At 36.3% G+C, this 17906-nt stretch carries 16 protein-coding genes; 12 read left to right on the plus strand and 4 right to left on the minus strand.

What is annotated here, in order from left to right:
• Positions 1–1035: an N-acetyl-gamma-glutamyl-phosphate reductase gene (gene argC / locus JHT90_RS02935; RefSeq protein ID WP_201093881.1), complete on the minus strand. Its 1035-nt coding sequence runs from the start codon at positions 1033–1035 to the stop codon at positions 1–3.
• A gap of 215 nt (positions 1036–1250) precedes the next feature.
• Between argC and JHT90_RS02940 the strand changes: the two genes are divergently transcribed.
• From JHT90_RS02940 to JHT90_RS02995, 12 genes are all read left to right on the plus strand, one after another.
• Entirely contained in the window at positions 1251–2996 is a 1746-nt protein-coding gene (locus tag JHT90_RS02940; RefSeq protein ID WP_201093883.1) for an O-antigen ligase family protein, read from the plus strand.
• A gap of 44 nt (positions 2997–3040) precedes the next feature.
• Positions 3041–3913 (plus strand): acyl-CoA thioesterase II, encoded by an 873-nt coding sequence (gene tesB, locus JHT90_RS02945; RefSeq protein WP_201093885.1) that lies wholly within the window; start codon positions 3041–3043, stop codon positions 3911–3913.
• Positions 3914–3940: 27 nt separating this feature from the next.
• Positions 3941–4642 (plus strand): phosphatidylcholine synthase, encoded by a 702-nt coding sequence (gene pcsA, locus JHT90_RS02950; RefSeq protein WP_201093887.1) that lies wholly within the window; start codon positions 3941–3943, stop codon positions 4640–4642.
• Positions 4620–4958 (plus strand): GIY-YIG nuclease family protein, encoded by a 339-nt coding sequence (locus tag JHT90_RS02955; protein ID WP_379971806.1) that lies wholly within the window; start codon positions 4620–4622, stop codon positions 4956–4958. Before pcsA ends, JHT90_RS02955 begins: the two co-directional genes overlap by 23 nt.
• 12 nt (positions 4959–4970) lie before the next feature.
• Entirely contained in the window at positions 4971–5591 is a 621-nt protein-coding gene (locus tag JHT90_RS02960; RefSeq protein ID WP_201093889.1) for a CoA pyrophosphatase, read from the plus strand.
• A 65-nt stretch (positions 5592–5656) separates the two neighbouring features.
• A complete protein-coding gene (locus tag JHT90_RS02965; RefSeq protein ID WP_201093891.1) occupies positions 5657–6619 on the plus strand; it encodes a metalloregulator ArsR/SmtB family transcription factor in 963 nt (320 codons plus the stop codon).
• A 55-nt stretch (positions 6620–6674) separates the two neighbouring features.
• Positions 6675–7868, plus strand: coding sequence for a methionine adenosyltransferase (metK, locus tag JHT90_RS02970; protein WP_201093893.1), 1194 nt, complete (start codon positions 6675–6677; stop codon positions 7866–7868).
• A gap of 181 nt (positions 7869–8049) precedes the next feature.
• Positions 8050–9051 (plus strand): sulfate ABC transporter substrate-binding protein, encoded by a 1002-nt coding sequence (locus tag JHT90_RS02975; RefSeq protein ID WP_201093895.1) that lies wholly within the window; start codon positions 8050–8052, stop codon positions 9049–9051.
• A gap of 19 nt (positions 9052–9070) precedes the next feature.
• Positions 9071–9925 (plus strand): sulfate ABC transporter permease subunit CysT, encoded by an 855-nt coding sequence (gene cysT, locus JHT90_RS02980; protein ID WP_201093897.1) that lies wholly within the window; start codon positions 9071–9073, stop codon positions 9923–9925.
• Positions 9926–9934: 9 nt separating this feature from the next.
• The gene (cysW, locus tag JHT90_RS02985) at positions 9935–10786 is read left to right on the plus strand and encodes a sulfate ABC transporter permease subunit CysW (protein ID WP_201093899.1); all 852 of its coding nucleotides are present in this window, start codon (positions 9935–9937) and stop codon (positions 10784–10786) included.
• Positions 10783–11766, plus strand: coding sequence for a sulfate/molybdate ABC transporter ATP-binding protein (locus JHT90_RS02990; protein WP_201093901.1), 984 nt, complete (start codon positions 10783–10785; stop codon positions 11764–11766). The genes cysW and JHT90_RS02990 overlap by 4 nt, the downstream gene beginning before the upstream one ends.
• Before the next feature lie 316 nt (positions 11767–12082).
• A complete protein-coding gene (locus JHT90_RS02995; protein WP_201093910.1) occupies positions 12083–14707 on the plus strand; it encodes an autotransporter family protein in 2625 nt (874 codons plus the stop codon).
• A 72-nt stretch (positions 14708–14779) separates the two neighbouring features.
• On the opposite strand, the gene glmS is transcribed toward JHT90_RS02995, so the two are convergent.
• From glmS to JHT90_RS03010, 3 genes are all read right to left on the minus strand, one after another.
• Positions 14780–16633: a glutamine--fructose-6-phosphate transaminase (isomerizing) gene (gene glmS, locus JHT90_RS03000; protein WP_201093912.1), complete on the minus strand. Its 1854-nt coding sequence runs from the start codon at positions 16631–16633 to the stop codon at positions 14780–14782.
• 1 nt (position 16634) lies between these two features.
• The gene (locus tag JHT90_RS03005) at positions 16635–17408 is read right to left on the minus strand and encodes a DeoR/GlpR family DNA-binding transcription regulator (protein WP_201093914.1); all 774 of its coding nucleotides are present in this window, start codon (positions 17406–17408) and stop codon (positions 16635–16637) included.
• Between the two features lie 68 nt (positions 17409–17476).
• Complete coding sequence (locus tag JHT90_RS03010) at positions 17477–17893, minus strand: protease inhibitor I42 family protein (protein WP_201093916.1); 417 nt, start codon at positions 17891–17893, stop codon at positions 17477–17479.
• Between the last annotated feature and the right edge of the window lie 13 nt (positions 17894–17906).

Raw genomic sequence — 17906 nt, forward strand, 5'->3', positions numbered from 1 at the left:
TTATGGCATTAATGCTGTGTGTGTTAAACCTAATGTTTCGTCTAAACCAAACAGGATATTCATATTTTGAATGGCTTGTCCTGACGCACCTTTAACAAGGTTATCAATGACTGATAAAATAACTACTAAATCACTATTTTGTGGACGATGAACAGCAATTCGACACATATTCGCACCTTTTACACTACGCGTTTGAGGATGGCTACCTGCGGGTAATACATCAACAAATGGTTCATTAGCAAAGCGTTGCTCAAATAATTTCTGTAAATCTGTAAAATGATCCTTAACTTTCACATAGAGGGTGGCATGAATACCCCTTATCATAGGTGTCAAGTGAGGAACAAAAGTAAGGTTAATAGGTTGTTGTGCAGCTAATTCTAGCCCTTGCTTTATTTCTGGTAAGTGACGATGACCACTAACACTATAGGCCATCATATTTTCAGTCGATTCACAAAATAATGAGCCTATTTTAGCAGAGCGTCCAGCACCACTGACACCAGACTTGCAGTCTGCAATTAGTTGTGAGGTATCAGCAATGCCTTCCTCTAATAAAGGTAAAAAACCTAATTGTGTTGCGGTAGGATAACAACCAGGTACAGCAATTAAACGAGCTGTTTTAATTTGTTCACGATTAACTTCTGGTAAACCATACACTGCTTCTTTTACTAGGGTAGGTGCACCATGGGGTTGGCCATACCACTTTTCCCATTCAGCAATGTCTTTGATGCGAAAATCAGCAGATAAATCAATAACTTTAGTGCCAGCCTCTAATAGTTCACCTGCTAAAGAATGGGCTACTCCATGAGGGGTTGCAAAGAAAACAACATCACAAGCGGCTAATTTTTGGGTGTCAGGTGCTGTAAAAGTAAGGTTGCTATAGTGGTCTCGTAGGTTAGGATACATATCTGCTACATGGATACCTTCTTCAGAACGAGAGGTGATAGCTACCACTTCTGCTTCTGGATGGGCAGCAAGTAAGCGTAGCAGTTCTACACCTGTATAACCTGTTCCTCCAATAATACCTATTTTTAACATAACGCTTTACCTTCAATCTGTGTAAATCAACCTTATAAGTAATCAATAATAAAGCCAGAAGATTAAACAAACAATAGTATCTGTGAATTATCTTGATTATACTTACACGCTAATAAAGCGATTTATCACAATAAGTTGAGTGGATTGATAATATTATCTGTTATTTTGTAATGGCTTAACTTATGGTTTATGAGTATTTTAAGGAGAAAGTTATTTTGACGTTGAGAAAGGATTTATTAGTTACTTTGTTATTAATTACAGTAGCTCCTTTTTGTGTATTTATCCATTACGCTCCTTTGGGTGATTTTTGGCCATTTTTTATTGCCTGCTCAGCTGTTGTAATATGTGCTGTGTTCATATTAGGAATTAATAACGTTAAGCAAAGTCATTTGCTTGTTTCTCCTTTAGTAGGTTGTTTAGTTGGCTTTTTTGCTGTCCTTTGTTTATTAACAGTGGTACAAAATAGCAGTTTGTCAGATAAAGCTACATTAGTTATTTATAGTGTCGTTGTTATCCTAACAGCTCTGTTAGCTATTCAATTAGCACATAACAATGAAACCCAATATTATGATTATTTAGCTTTTATACTGTTTATAGGCGGAGTAGTTGAAGCATTAGGTGCCATTGCTATTCAATATCGTTTAGCAGGTATTGATTATTGGATGGTGCCAATGAGTGATCGCCTTATAGGCTTTATTGCACAATCAAATCAATTTGCTATTTATATGATGGTCGCTTTTTTAGCACTATGCTATTTGGCTTTCCGTAATATATTCCATATTGTGGTGGTGATTGTTTTTGCCTTATTGTTCGGCTTTGTATTGTTAGGTAGTGGTTCTAGGGCGGTATTGGTTTATCTGGTACTGGCATGCATTACAGCTGTGTTCTGTTTAGTTAAAAGCAAAGATAAAACTTACTTAAAGTTTATTATTTGCTTAGTTGCTCTTATGGTAGGTGCTTTAATCTATTATTTTTTACCTGTTGTTCTACAGCTATTCAATGATGACACAACGCAAGTTGCAACAAGCAATATCGCCAGCTCCTTAAACCGTTCTGCGGCTAGTGAATCATTCCGTTTATCTGAAATAAGCAAAGCGTTTGCTATGGTTAAACAGTCACCTTTGATAGGGGTGGGATTTGGTAACTATGCTGTTCATGGCTTTTGGGTTGGAGTGAATGATCCTAATTACACTATTATTGGTGATTTAACATTACATAGTCATAATCTATTTACACAAATAATGACTGAGTTTGGTTTAATAGGTTTGCTAGCGTTATTAGCCTTATTGGCTTATATAGTTTTTTGTTTTTGGAAAGCACCTAAAACTTTACAGTGGTGGTTAGTACTCACAATATTCTTAGTGTATTTTATTAACTCTATGCTAGAGTATGTAATGTGGCGTATGCAATTTGTACCATTGATTATTTTGGTTTTAGTTCCTTTATTATCAAAAGATATAAAATTATTTATACCTAAAATAATAACTAGCGTATTTTGGATAGCCATTGCAGGAGTATTTGTTGTTATTGCTAACAGTTCATTAAATACTTATGCAAAAAGCTTTTTCTACAATAATAAGGTAGCGGTATTTGATAAAGGTGATTATAACAAATTTAAATCTGCTACAAGAGATTTACTCTGGGGACGTGAGGTACAGCTACAAGAGTTTGCTAATTTGTCCCCTACAGTGAATGATTTTGCTTACCAGCAAAGAGTAACTGATGAAATGCTGGCATGGCGTCCATATGCGCCAGTTATTGCAAATAAAATACAGTTATCGTTATTATCTGGACAAATAGGTGATTTAGATAAGTTATCCCATGCACTAGCTAGAGCTTATCCTACTATGGTACCAATGGTATGTAATTATTTTAAAGAGTTTAATAATATACCAAACCTTCAGGGATTACGTATTGTCAAAAAAGAATTAAATTGTAGAAAGTTATCTTCATCACAGTAATAGGCATGTTGGTGAGTTTGTTTCAATAAAGAGGCATTATAATAATGAGTAATCAGTTATTGGGTGAGTTAATTACTTTATTAAACTTAGAACCTATAGAAGAAAATATTTACCGTGGTCAAAGCCAAGATTTAGGGTTTCGTCAATTATTTGGTGGGCAAGTATTAGGTCAAGCATTATCGGCGGCTAGTTATACCGTTCCTAAGGAGCGAGTTGCGCATTCACTACATGGCTATTTTTTACGCCGTGGTGATCCCTCTATACCTATCGTATTTACTGTTGACCGAGTTAGAGATGGTAAAAGTTTTAGTTCTAGACGGGTAACTGCGATTCAGAAGGGTAAAACAATCTTTTTTTGTAGTGCATCATTTCATGATCCCGAAACGGGTTTTGAACATCAAGAACAAATGCCAGATGTACCAGGACCTGAAGGTCTAGAAAATGAAGCTAGTTTAATTTCTAGGCAAATGGAAACGTTGCCAGAAAGAGTGTTAGAAAGAGTAAAGCGTGGTCGTCCTATAGAAATAAGACCAGTTTCAGACTTTAATCCTTTTGCACCAAAAAAAGGTCCAGCTATTCGTCAAGTATGGTTTAAAGCTGATGGTGATGTACCAGATATTGCTTCATTACATCGTTATCTATTAGCCTATACTTCTGATTTTAATTTACTAACGACGAGTCTATTGCCTCATGGTAAAGGATTTATGGATTTAGATATGGAAGTGGCGAGTGTCGACCATAGCATTTGGTTTCATAGCCAACCTAAGATGAATGAATGGATGCTTTATTCTATGTATAGCCCTTGGGCGGGTGATGCTCGTGGTTTAGTTCGTGCGGAAATTTTTACCCAAGATGGCAAATTAGTAGCATCCGTTTGTCAAGAAGGGCTCATTCGTCAAGTTAAGGCAAATCCTTAATCTATTCAGGAAATAGTTATTGTGCTAATGGATATAAAGAAGCTTAAAGCTTGGGGTGTTCATGCATTTACTGCCAGTGGTGTAGTATTTGGTTTATTAGCACTGCTGGCTATTTTGGATGGTAGTCCACAAATGTTTTTTGTATGGATGGGGGTTACTTTATTAATTGATGGTATTGATGGCACATTAGCACGTCGTTATGATGTGAAAAATCAAGTACCAGAATTTGATGGCAGCATATTAGATTTAATCATTGATTATTTAACCTATGTTTTTGTACCTGCTATCTTCATTTATTATTTTATACCCTTACCTTATGGCACAAAAATAGTATCCATAGCCATTATTTTATTATCATCCTTTTTCTGTTTTTGTAATGTAAATATGAAAAGTGAGGATAATTATTTTGTTGGCTTTCCTGCTACATGGAATATTGTCGCCTTATATTTTGTAGTCATTAATCCACCAGCTTTTTTAACATTTTTGGCCATTATAGGACTCGCTGTACTGTCAGTTATACCTGTTAAGTTTTTACATCCTTTTAGGGTTCGTAAAGCAATGGTATTAAATATACTATTTAGTTTAATATGGTTAGTGACCAGTGGTTTTTTAATCGCACAGTATGGTGATTTTAAAACGTGGACGTTGATATTATGGTGGATTTCAGGCCTTTATTTTATTGGTTTTGGTGTGTGGCAAACAATTAGTGATAGACGTAGTCAAAATTGAACAGATTTGGTATGTTTACTTAGTACGTACTGAGCATGGCAAGCTTTATTGTGGTAGTAGTAATGACCCTGTAGCTAGGTTTTATAAACATTGTCACGGGCTAGGAGCTAAGTTTTTTTCTACAAGTAAACCGTTAGCATTAGTTTATATTGAGCAGTGTGAGTCTAAGTCCCATGCTTTAAAAAGAGAAAGTGAAATAAAGCGATTAACTAAACATAATAAAGAACAGTTAGTTAATGATGGTTGTAAAGGGTTCCGATTACCTATTTTAAATAAAGAGCCTCTTTTATCATTAGCTGATATTTTACAGGTATGAGGAAGTAAGGTTATGTGGCAAGATATTGAAAAACGCCTGAAGCTTTATCAACCAAGTTCTCCTTTGTTTCCCAGTTCTTTGCAAGAAGCAGCTGTATTAATACCTATTATTAAAAAAGAGCAACCAGAACTACTTTTAACATTACGTTCTGATAGGTTAACATCACATCGTGGAGAAGTAGCTTTTCCAGGAGGCAAGCGAGATCCTGAGGATACAAGTTTATTACATACAGCTTTGCGTGAGTCACAAGAAGAAATAGCCTTATTACCTGATAATGTAGAGATTATAGGTTCTTTACCAACATTAATTTCTAAAAATCTTTTAAAAGTTAAGCCTTATGTCGGTTTTGTTGACGATTCTCTTTCTTACGAAGCTAATTTAGATGAAATAGCATTAATTTTTACGGTGCCCTTGAGCTATTTTAGAGAGGATCCACGCATTGTTACTCACCGTATTGATTATTTAAATATTGAGTGGTATATCCCTTGTTATCAATACCATCAATTTAAGATATGGGGATTAACCGCCATCATGATAGCAGAACTAGTAAATATAGTATTTGATACTAATATTTCCTTTCATGAGAAACCTGCTGATAGTCTTCTAATAGACTATACTCAGTTAAAAAAATAAATCTATATCAAAAAAAATTGATATAGACTTGTTGTTTTGTGATTTTCTGGGTAGACTGCGCAGCTATGACAGCTTCTAACCTAACTATTGATAATTTTGCCAATCTCTGTAAAGCAGTGAGTGAACCGCTGCGAGTTATGGTGTTAAGGGTTTTATTGCATAATTCGTTTGGTGTTTTAGAGCTTACCCAGTTGTTTAATACCACACAGTCAGGAATGAGCCATCATTTAAAGGTGTTATTGCAAGCAGGCCTAGTGGTAACTAGGCGTGAAGGAAATACTATATTTTATCGTAGAACACTTTCTGTAGAGCACTCTTTGAGTAGATTTCATCAAAGCCTATTGGATGAAATTGATGGATTAGCCATACCAGACGAACTGCAACACAACCTCAATATTATTTATGCTGAAAGAGCAGAGGCTAGTCGAATTTTCTTTACTAATCTTGCAAAAGGCGATGGTTTAGATCAGCAAGATGTGATTGTTGACCTAAAACATTATCAAGATAATGTTTTAAAGATTATTGATAGTAAAGGTTTTAATAAAGAGGCTATTGCTTTAGAGGTGGGGCCTGGTGATGGCAAATTTTTACCATTACTGGCTAAGCGCTTTAAAGAAGTAATTGCAGTTGATAATAATGCGGAAATGCTACAATTAGCAGAGCAATATTGTCAGCAACAAAAGCTGCCTAATGTTATTCTAAAGAAGGCAGATGCTACTAAGCTACAGCTAACTAACCCGTTAGATTGTATAGTGGCTAATATGGTGTTACATCACTTACCAGCACCAGCTGATGCTTTCCAACATTTTAAAAGTTGTTTAAAAGAATCAGGTAATTTATTAGTGGCAGAATTATGCCATCACGAACAAGACTGGGTTACTAAAACCTGTGGTGATTTATGGTTAGGTTTTGAGCCAGATGAATTAACTCATTGGGCTAGTAGTGCAGGGTTTAAGCCAGACGAAAGCCTATATATTGGTTTACGTAATGGTTTTCAACTACAGATAAGATGCTTTTGTGCTGTTTAGCGATTCTTTAGTAATAAAGTGATCAGTTATATTATTTTACAAGAGGAGTTTTGTGATGAGTGAATATGCACTCTTTACTTCAGAGTCAGTTTCTGAGGGTCATCCAGATAAAATTGCAGATCAGATTTCTGATGCGATATTAGATGCTATTATTGCTCAAGATAAACTTGCACGTGTGGCTTGTGAAACTTTAGTAAAAACAGGTGTGGCAATTATTGCTGGTGAAATTTCCACAAATGCTTGGGTGGATTTAGAAGAGTTAGTTCGTCGTGTTATTTGTGATATTGGTTATACCTCATCAGATGTTGGATTTGATGGTGCGACTTGTGGCGTACTTAATGTAATTGGTAAGCAGTCAGTTGATATTGCACAAGGTGTAGATAGACAGAAACCAGAAGATCAAGGTGCAGGTGACCAAGGTTTAATGTTTGGCTATGCGAGCAATGAGTCTGATGTATTAATGCCAGCGCCTATTTGTTTCTCTCATCGTCTAGTTGAACGTCAATCAGAAGCACGTAAAAGTGGTTTATTACCTTGGCTTCGCCCAGATGCTAAATCACAAGTTACCTGTCGCTATGAGAATGGCAAGGTGGTGGGTATCGACGCAATTGTACTGTCTACCCAACATAATCCTGATGTCTCACAAAAAGATATTCAAGAAGCAGTCATGGAATTGATTGTTAAACACGTTATTCCAGCAGAACTATTACATAAAGATACCCAATTCCATATTAATCCAACAGGTCAATTTATTATTGGTGGACCAGTGGGTGACTGTGGTTTAACAGGTCGTAAAATTATTGTGGATAGTTATGGTGGTATGGCGCGCCATGGTGGTGGTGCATTCTCTGGTAAAGATCCTTCAAAAGTAGATCGTAGTGCTGCCTATGCAGGTCGTTATGTGGCTAAAAACATCGTAGCTGCTGGGTTGGCAGATCGTTGTGAAATTCAGGTATCTTATGCTATTGGCGTGGCACAACCAACTTCAATCTCAATAAATACATTTGGTACAGGTAAAATTAGTGATGATAGGATTGTGCAACTAGTTCGTCAGCACTTTGATCTTCGCCCCTATGCGATTACTAAAATGTTAGATTTATTGCATCCAATGTATCAAGAAACAGCGGCCTATGGTCACTTTGGACGTATTCCACAACAAAAAACAGTAGGTGATGATACATTTACTACCTTTACTTGGGAACGTACTGATAAAGCAGATGCATTAAAAGCAGATGCAGGTATTAAATAAGTTATGCTAACTTAATAAAAAGGCAGATTTTATTCTGCCTTTTTTGTTGATTAAAAAAATAACAAATAAGTTTATATATTCCATAATTGCATAAGCACCTTATTAAAAATTCTTTTTAAGAATAAAAAAAGCTCGTTAGAATGCTACCCAACTATCTAAACTAAATTGGGAAGAGGCCATTATGTCTACTTTAAAGAAAACAATTGCAGGTGTTGTGGGAGTATTATTAACAACTCAAGTAATAGCTGCTGAGTTGCTTAATGTGTCTTACGATCCAACCCGTGAGCTTTATCAGTCTTATAACGAAGCATTTAAAAAGCATTGGAAAGAAACAACAGGTGAAACGCTCACCATTAAAAACTCCCATGGTGGTTCAGGTAAGCAAGCAAGGGCAGTTATTGATGGCTTACGAGCCGATGTAGTGACTTTAGCGTTAGCAGGTGATATTGAGGCAGTTAATTTAAAACAACCTTTAATCCATAAAGATTGGCAAACAAGATTACCTAATAACAGTACTCCTTACACCTCAACAATTGTATTTTTAGTACGTAAAGGTAACCCTAAAAATATTAAAGATTGGGATGATTTAGTTAAAAATGGCGTCCAAGTTATTACACCAAACCCCAAAACATCAGGTGGCGCGCGTTGGAATTTTTTAGCGGCTTGGGCTTATGCTAAACATAAATATGGCAGTGATGAGCAAGCCCGTGATTTTGTCAAAAAGATTTTTGCTAATACCCCTGTACTAGATACAGGCGCTAGAGGTTCAACCGTTACTTTTGTGCAACGTGGTTTAGGTGATGTGCTTATCGCTTGGGAAAATGAAGCCTACCTTTCTTTAAAAGAAGAAGGCGGTGATCAATTAGAGATTGTGACTCCTTCTGTATCAATTCTTGCTGAGCCACCCGTTGCTGTAGTCGACGCTAATGTAGATCGAAAAGGTACACGTAAACAAGCTACTGCGTATTTAGAATATTTGTACAGTGAACCTGCGCAACGTATTATTGCTGAAAATTTTTATCGTCCTCGTAATGAAAAAATAGCAGCAGAATTTAAAGATCAGTTCCCTGCGTTAAAGTTAGTAACTATTGACGAAGAGTTTGGTGGTTGGGGTGTTGTGCAACCTAAATTTTTTAATGATAACGGTATATTTGACCAAATTTATAGTGAAATAAACCATTGATAGTTGGATTATGTAAGTAATGTCTTTTCGTCAAAAATCAGTTATTCCAGGTTTCGGGCTCACATTAGGTTATACCCTAATGTGGCTTTCTCTTATTGTATTGATTCCACTGGCTGGTATGTTTTTTTATGCTAGCCAAATTACCATGGAACAATTATGGGCTATTCTTAATAGTAGACAATTACAATCAGCCTTAAAGTTATCTCTTTATACTTCTTTACTGTCTGCTTTTATTGTTTCTATTATTGGTAGTTTATTAGCATGGGTATTGGTGCGTTATACTTTTCCAGGGCGTAAGTTAATTGATGCAATGGTTGATCTACCGTTTGCTTTGCCTACCGCTGTAGCAGGTATTGCATTAACTACTTTATACGCTCCGCAAGGTTTAATAGGTTCATTATTGCCTTTTAAAGTGGCTTATACACCTATAGGTATTACCTTAGCATTAGTGTTTGTGACATTACCTTTTGCAGTACGTACTGTGCAACCTGTGATTAAGGATATTCCACGTGAAGTAGAAGAAGCCTCCCGTAGTTTAGGGGCAAATACATTTCAAACCTTTTTATTTGTTATCTTTCCTATTCTATTTCCTGCTTGGCTAACAGGCTTTTCTTTAGCGTTGGCAAGAGGAATAGGTGAGTACGGGTCAGTTGTTTTTATCTCTGCTAATATCCCTTTTAAAACAGAAATATTGCCTTTATTGATTATGTCTAAGTTGGATCAGTTTGATTATATAGGTGCTACGGCAATTGGTGTTTTAATGCTGATTATCTCTTTTGCTATGTTATTAGTTATTAACCTAATCCAACGTTATTTAAAACCTACTTATATTTTAAATATATTTTTGAAATTATTTAATGCAGTAAGGGCATAGGATAAAGTGATGATTCGTAATAAATACACCGATAAGTTTTCATGGCCAGCCCTTATTTTAATTATATTGGCGTGGTTAATTTTTATTTTAGTGTTACTTTTACCCTTATGGGCAGTTGTTTCGCAAGGTTTAGCTAAAGGCTTAGGAGAGTTCTGGATTGCCATTAAAGAGCCTGATGCTATCTCAGCCTTTAAACTAACATTAGTAGCAACAGGCATTTCTGTACCATTGAACATTGTATTTGGTATTGCTGCTGCATGGTGTGTCACTAAATATGAATTCTGGGGTAAAAGTATATTAGTTACTTTAATAGATTTACCTTTTTCAATTTCACCTGTGGTCGCTGGTCTTATTTATGTTCTATTGTTCGGTGCACAAAGTTATTTTGCCGATTTTTTTAATGAACATGATATCCAAATAGTGTATGCCGTACCTGGTATTGTGTTAGCTACTATTTTTGTGACTTTTCCTTTTGTGGCGCGTTCACTTATTCCGTTAATGCAAGAGCAAGGTACACAAGAAGAAGAGGCTGCTCGCTTACTGGGTGCTAGTGGTTTTAAAATTTTTTGGTATATCACCTTACCTAATATTAAGTGGGCATTGTTATACGGTGTGGTGTTGTGTACAGCGCGAGCGATGGGTGAGTTTGGTGCTGTATCTGTGGTATCTGGTCATATTCGTGGTTATACCAATACCTTACCGTTACATATCGAAATTCTTTATAACGAATACAATATTGTTGCTGCATTTAGTGTAGCTATCTTATTATTAATGATGGCATTGGTAGTGTTATTGCTTCGTCAATGGAGTGAATCGCGCTTGAATCGCTCTCGTCAACGTCCAGAGGGTCCTGCTGTATGAGTATAACGGTTGAAAATGTTACTAAAAACTTTGGTAATTTTAGGGCATTAAATAATATTAATTTAGAAATTAAAAGTGGTGAGTTAGTTGCTTTACTAGGGCCTTCAGGGTGTGGTAAAACAAGTTTATTGCGCATTATTGCAGGTTTAGAAACACCCGATACAGGCAGCATTATTTTTCATGGTGAAGATGTTAGTGGCCACGATGTACGCGATCGTAATGTGGGGTTTGTGTTTCAGCACTATGCTTTGTTCCGCCATATGACAGTATTTGATAATGTGGCTTTTGGTTTAAGAATGAAGGCACGTAGTGAACGTCCTTCTGAAAAAATAATTAAAGAAAAAGTACATTATCTATTGCAAATGGTACAGCTTGATTGGTTAGGTGATCGCTACCCTGATCAGCTCTCTGGTGGACAGAGGCAGCGTATTGCTTTGGCGCGTGCCTTAGCGGTTGAGCCAAAAGTATTATTATTGGATGAACCTTTTGGTGCATTAGATGCGAAAGTTCGTAAAGAGTTACGTCGTTGGTTAGCGCGTTTACATGATGAAATTCATTTAACCAGTGTATTTGTAACCCACGATCAAGAAGAAGCAATGGAGGTTTCAGATCGTATTGTGGTAATGAATAAAGGGGTTATTGAGCAAGTAGGTTCACCAGCAGAATTATATGATAAACCTGCCAATGACTTTGTATATCATTTCTTGGGGGATTCAAATAGTTTCACTTTAGGAGATAAGGAAATACTTTTTAGACCTCATGAGGTCATTATTTCTTCACAACAAGAAGTCGGTTTTTTTGAGGCAGAAGTATTTGATGTTAGACCTTTAGGGGCGATTACGCGAGTTACGATTAAACCTACTAATCAAAAGGATTTTTTAGAAGTTGAGTTGAATAAAGATAATCCTAGCTTAAGCAATTTACAACGTAGTGATATCATCTTTTTCAAACCTAATCCTCAAATAATAACAACAAATTAATCACTTAAAATGCATAAGAGGCCAACTGTTTCTTATGCATTTTTCATCTGTTTTTAGTCCTATAAAAAGTTAAGTATGTCACAAATTGGAATAAAAACTTAGTTTTTCATGAATATAGCTTAACCAAAGCTAAATGTTTTCTGAAAAATTTTTTATTATGTGCCACATTCATAGTTTTGGTGAACAATACAATCTATGTTTTAACAACATGGGGGGAAATTATTTTTTTCAAAATTGGCAAATTGTTCAGTTTTGAAAGAAGAAAGGAAAATATATTCCTTTGATTTTCTGAAGTTATAGGGAGGAGGTATCTCGGATGAACATGAAGTATGCTATTTGCTTTTTAACACTTACTATATCATTAAATTCTTCAGTTTTTGCTGCTGATGGTGTGGTAGGTGCAGCAGATAATAATTTAACGCAAGGATTATGGCAGGGAGGTGATGCAACACCAACATTCGGTGTAGGTGGTAATGGTTTTCTACTTACTATAGATGGTGGCACCAATGCTGATAGCGTTATCGATAACACAACTAGTTATGTGGGTGGAAAAGGTTATAGCACAGGCGGTGGTCATGGCTTAGAAATTGATAATAGCAGTGGTATCGGTTTAAATAGTTTAACTAATAATGGTACTTTACAAGGTGGTGAAGGAGCTGATAGTTCTGCAGCAGGTGCTGGTGGCGGTAATGGCATCATTCTAGAAAACATAAATATCACAACGCTTACCAATAATGGGGATATATTGGGTGGAAACGCTCGCATGGGCAGCAATGGCCTGTATTTATTTAGTAATGCTAATGTAGGCACAATTATTAATACAGGAAATATTATAGCTGGTGATGATATCTATGGTAATGCTAATGGTAGAGGTGGCGCAGGTATTGCTATTGAATCTAATAGCTCAGCTAGTATTCAAAACAGTGGTTTTATCTCTGGTGGTAATTCACTAGGAAGTAATAGAGCAGGCCATGGTATTTATACAACCAATAGCAATGGTACTGTTTTAATTGAAAACACAGGTATCATTCAGGGTGGTAATGCAGTATCAGGAAATGGTGGTAAGGGTGTATTTGTTGATAGTAATACTACAATTCATTTAATCAATGCAGGAACTATAGCTGGTGGTACGGGTGGAGCAAATCCTATAGCCGTACAACTAGGGACTAGTGGCAATATAATAGAGCTACATAGTGGTGGAGTTTTTATAGGTGAAATATATGCTATTTCAGGTAACCAGACTTTTATTGTCAATGCTACACAAGACAGTGTAGGTAATACCCTAGATCTTAGCCAAATTACAGGTACTGGCTGGAATAATTCTACTTTTGAGAAGCAAGGTAGTTATGATTGGATACTTAGCAACACCACCGCTACGAATGTTAGAACTAACTGGAGTATTACAGATGGTAATTTAATAGTAGGTGCTACTAATGACGGTACTACTATTAATGGCACGGTAGATGTTAATAGTGGCACATTAAGTGGTCATGGTATAGTAAAAGGTAGAGTAACAGTTAATAGTGGGGCTGCAATCTCACCCGGTAATAATTCATTAGGTACCTTGACTGTAGGGGATATAACTTTTGCAAGTGGTTCAACTTATATAGCTCAAGCCAATCCTGATAATAATAATGACTTAATTAAAGTAACAGCAACAGGCACTAGTGGTACAGGAACAGCAACTATTAATGGTGGCACAGTAGTTGTTAAGGCTGGCGCAGGAACATGGCAGGCAAACACCTTATACACTATTTTAGAGGCAGATAATAATCTGACCGCTACAGATAGATTTGATGGGGTGACTGTAGATTTAGCTTTCTTAAACGCTTCTTTAGATTATAGTGTGTTAAATCAGGTTAATTTAATTTTAACGCGTAATGGTAGAGGCTTTGCAGACATAGCTATTACTCGTAATCAAAAGCAAACGGCAAAAGGTATATCTACTTTGCCTGCTACCCATCCAATTGTCACCGAGATATTGTCAATGAGTGCTTTAGGAGCACGTAATGCTTATGATAATTTGAGTGGTGAAATTCATGCAAGTGCTCAAGCAGCTTTGATAAATGATCGCTATGTAAGAGATGCTATTAATGAACACTTATTAGATCGTTTTGAAACGAAAGGGGCAGGTCTATGGCTAGCTACATGGGGTGCTACAGAAAACTTACGTAGTGATAATAATGCTGCTAAGCTAGGCAATAACGTATTTGGAATGATGGTCGGTTATGACAAAGCCTTCGATGAAACCACTCAATTTGGTTTAGCGTTAGGTTATCAGCATAATAATATTGATCTCAATAAAGGACGTCGTAGTAATGCAGAAATTGATAGTTATCATGTTGCCGCTTACTTAGGTAAAGAATTTGATCATGGTATTAGTTTAAGAACGGGATTAGATTATGCCTATTTAAATCTTCGTACTGATCGCCGTGTTGAAGTGGGTAATATTAAAGAGAAAAATCAAGATAGTTATCATGGACATTTAGTGCAAGGTTTTGTTGAGTTAAGTAAAAATGTTAATGTTACTAATCAGCTACAGGTTGAACCTTATTTGAATGTGGCACATGTTTATGTAACTACTCGTCTTAATGAAGGTAATAATGTTACTGCGTTAAAAGGCAGTGGCGAAAACCAGGTTACTTTTTCTACAACAGGCTTTAGAGCTAAATTTAAAGCTACAGATAAAGTAAAATTAGTTTTAGGCACAGGCTGGCAGCACGCTTTTGGTAACCTTAAGGCCGATACTGATCTGAAATTTAAGGGCAGTGATTATTTTAATATCAATGGCGCGCCTATTACTCGAGATGCAGTTATTGCTGAACTAGGAGCTGAATACAATTTATCACCAAACACGACAATAGGTATTAATTATCAGGGACAGTTTGGTAATAAATTAGAAAATAATGCTATAAAAGCGGGTATAAATTATAGGTTTTAATAGATAGCTGTAAAAAAAAGGGATTCACTGGTTATCAGTTAATCCCTTTTTTATTTAATGATCCTACAATACTTATTCTACTGTGACACTTTTGGCTAGGTTGCGAGGCTGATCTACATCGGTTCCTTTTAAAATAGCAACATAATAAGAAAGAAGCTGTAGTGGAATAGTATAGAGAATGGGTGATAATACATCATGGATATGGGGCATATTCACCACATGAGTAAATGGATCTTCTTTGATATCAATGGTTTCATCAGCAAATACAAAAAGTTCACCACCACGAGCACGTACTTCTTGTAAATTTGATTTCAGTTTTTCTACTAGTTCATTATTAGGGGCAACTGTAATAACAGGCATATCAGCGTCAACGAGTGCCAATGGACCATGTTTTAATTCACCTGCAGGGTAAGATTCAGCATGAATATAGGAAATTTCTTTTAACTTTAAAGCCCCTTCCATTGCTACTGGATATTGAGCGCCCCTACCTAAGAAAAGTGCATGGTGTTTTTCTGAAAAACATTCAGCTATCTTTTCAATGGTCTTATTGGCGGCTAATGCTTCATCAATACGACTGGGCAAACGTCTTAGTTCTTTTACTAATGTTTCTTCTAATTCAGGCTTAAGTGTTTTTCGCGCTTTGCCTAGCGCAATTGTTAGTAGTAATAAAGCAGTTAGTTGCGTTGTAAAAGCTTTAGTAGAGGCTACACCAATTTCTGGCCCTGCTTTAGTAAGTAATGTTAAACCTGACTCTCTAACAAGAGAACTGGTAGGGTTGTTGCAAATGGTTAAGCTATCTAAATAGTTACCTGAGGCATATGTTTCAGCAAAAGCATTACGTAAGGCGGCTAAGGTATCTGCTGTTTCACCTGATTGGGAGATAGTAATAAATAATGTATCAGGTTGTACAGCTACTCGACGATAGCGGAATTCACTGGCTACTTCTACTTGGCATGGAATGCCAACCAACGCTTCTAACCAATAACGAGCCACTAAGCCAGCATGATAGCTAGTACCGCAGGCAACAATTTGTATATTTTTAAGTTGTGTAAAAAGTTGTTCTGCATTAGGACCAAAGCTTTGTATATTGACTTCATTGTCAGTAATCCGACCATTAAGCGTTGTTTGTATGACGGTTGGTTGCTCATAAATTTCTTTCATCATAAAATGACGAAATTCGCCTTTATCCGCTGCTTCAGCATTTTCTTGGGCTGCTATAATCTCGCGGTGGACTTCTCGCCCTTGTTGATCCCATAATTTGACTGTATCACGGGTTATTTCAGCAATATCACCTTCTTCTAGGTAAATAAAACGATCAGTAACTTGTCTTAATGCTAACTGGTCAGAGGCTAAAAAGTTCTCGCCTATACCCAGACCAATAACTAATGGGCTACCGCTTCGAGCGGCAACAATACGGTCGGGCTGTTGTACACACATAGCTGCTAAACCATAAGCACCATGTAGTTCTTTAACAGTTGCTTTAATGGCAGCGGTTAGATCTCCAATTTCTGTTAGTTTATAATGCAGTAGGTGAGCAATAACTTCTGTATCCGTTTGTGAAGTAAACTGATAACCAAGACTGATAAGACGTTCTCTTAAATGTTCATGATTTTCTATAATACCATTATGTACGATAGATACTTGATTATGTGAAAAGTGTGGGTGAGCGTTTTGTTCAGTAGGTGCACCGTGAGTAGCCCAACGTGTATGGGCAATTCCCACTTTGCCAGTAAAGCTAGGGTCTTGTTGTAATGCTTGTGCAAGTTGGTTAACTTTACCTGTGCGACGAACTCTTTGCAGATTTTGTTTATTATCAATAATAGCTAATCCAGCACTGTCATAGCCACGATATTCCAATCGTTTTAATCCTTCAATTAAAAGTGCGGTAACATTACGCTCAGCAATAGCACCTACAATTCCACACATGTTAAATATCCTCTGAGTCTGGTAGCGTAGCACATAGAAGTTGTACACCACATTTTGTGATTTGTTTTTGGATAGTTTTATCTAAACGGTCATCAGTGATAAGAATATCTATCTGATCCCATGTTAATTCAATATTTGGTATCTTACGGCCAATTTTATCAGCTTCTAGCATAACTATAACTTGATGGGCATTCTTTGCCATCGCTCGTGATAGTGTTAATAATTCATGAAAACTTGTTGTTCCATGCGCTAAATCTAAACCATCTGCACCAATAAAAAGTTGGTCAAAGTCATAATATTCCAATACTTGTTCAGCAATTTTTCCTTGAAAAGATTCAGAAATTGGATCCCATGTACCACCCGGCATTAATAAGGTAGGTTCTGGTTCTAAGGTAAGTAGTTGATTAGCTACTTTTAATGAATTGGTCATTACCAGCAGATTTTTTTTCTCTGCAAGCAAGGGAACAAGGGCTGATGTAGTATTACCACTATCAATAACAATGCGACTATTGTTTTTGATAAGTTGACTGGCTAGTTGGGCAATAGCTTGTTTATATTGGGAAACTAATAATTCTGTGGTATGACTAGGGAGACGAACAGCGCCACCATAACGCCTTAGTAATTTACCCTCATTTTCAAGGACATTCAGGTCTTTTCTAATGGTGACTTCGGAGGTGTTAAATTCTGCGGATAGTTGTTCAACAGATACTTCTCCTCTTGAAGTTATTTGATCAATAATATAATTGCGGCGTTGTTGGGTATTACGTTGTGGCATTTGTATATTTCGATTCGAAAGATATATGTTTCATTTATACCATATTTCGAAAGATAAAATACAATAATTTAATTGTTGTTCACTTTAATTTCACATTGTATGCGTTGATTATCTTCTATATTGCTATCCCAATCTAGTTGATAAATAAACGAGAGGGTTTCTGTGCCTGCATCAATTGCTTTGAATTTCCAGATAGTTTCTTGTCTATGTAGGCGGTTTTCTGGGTTTTCATCATTTATGATATGACTTTTCTCAAGTTGTAAAATAGTGGCTGCATTATTCTCAAGTTGCCATTTATAACCGCTATAAGCACTGCTAGGTAGAACAACATTAAATTCTTGGTTCTTTTTTAAAGTGAGAGGATTACACAGTGACTGATAATTCTTATTAGTAATCGTTTTAGTGGTTGAAATGGTGGTACAAGCACCTAAAGAAAAGGTGAGTAATGCCGTAGTTATTAAACGAAATATTATTCTTTTGATCATAGAGGTTAAGATA

This window comes from Entomomonas asaccharolytica (assembly GCF_016653615.1).
GTDB classification, from domain to species: Bacteria; Pseudomonadota; Gammaproteobacteria; order Pseudomonadales; family Pseudomonadaceae; genus Entomomonas; species Entomomonas asaccharolytica.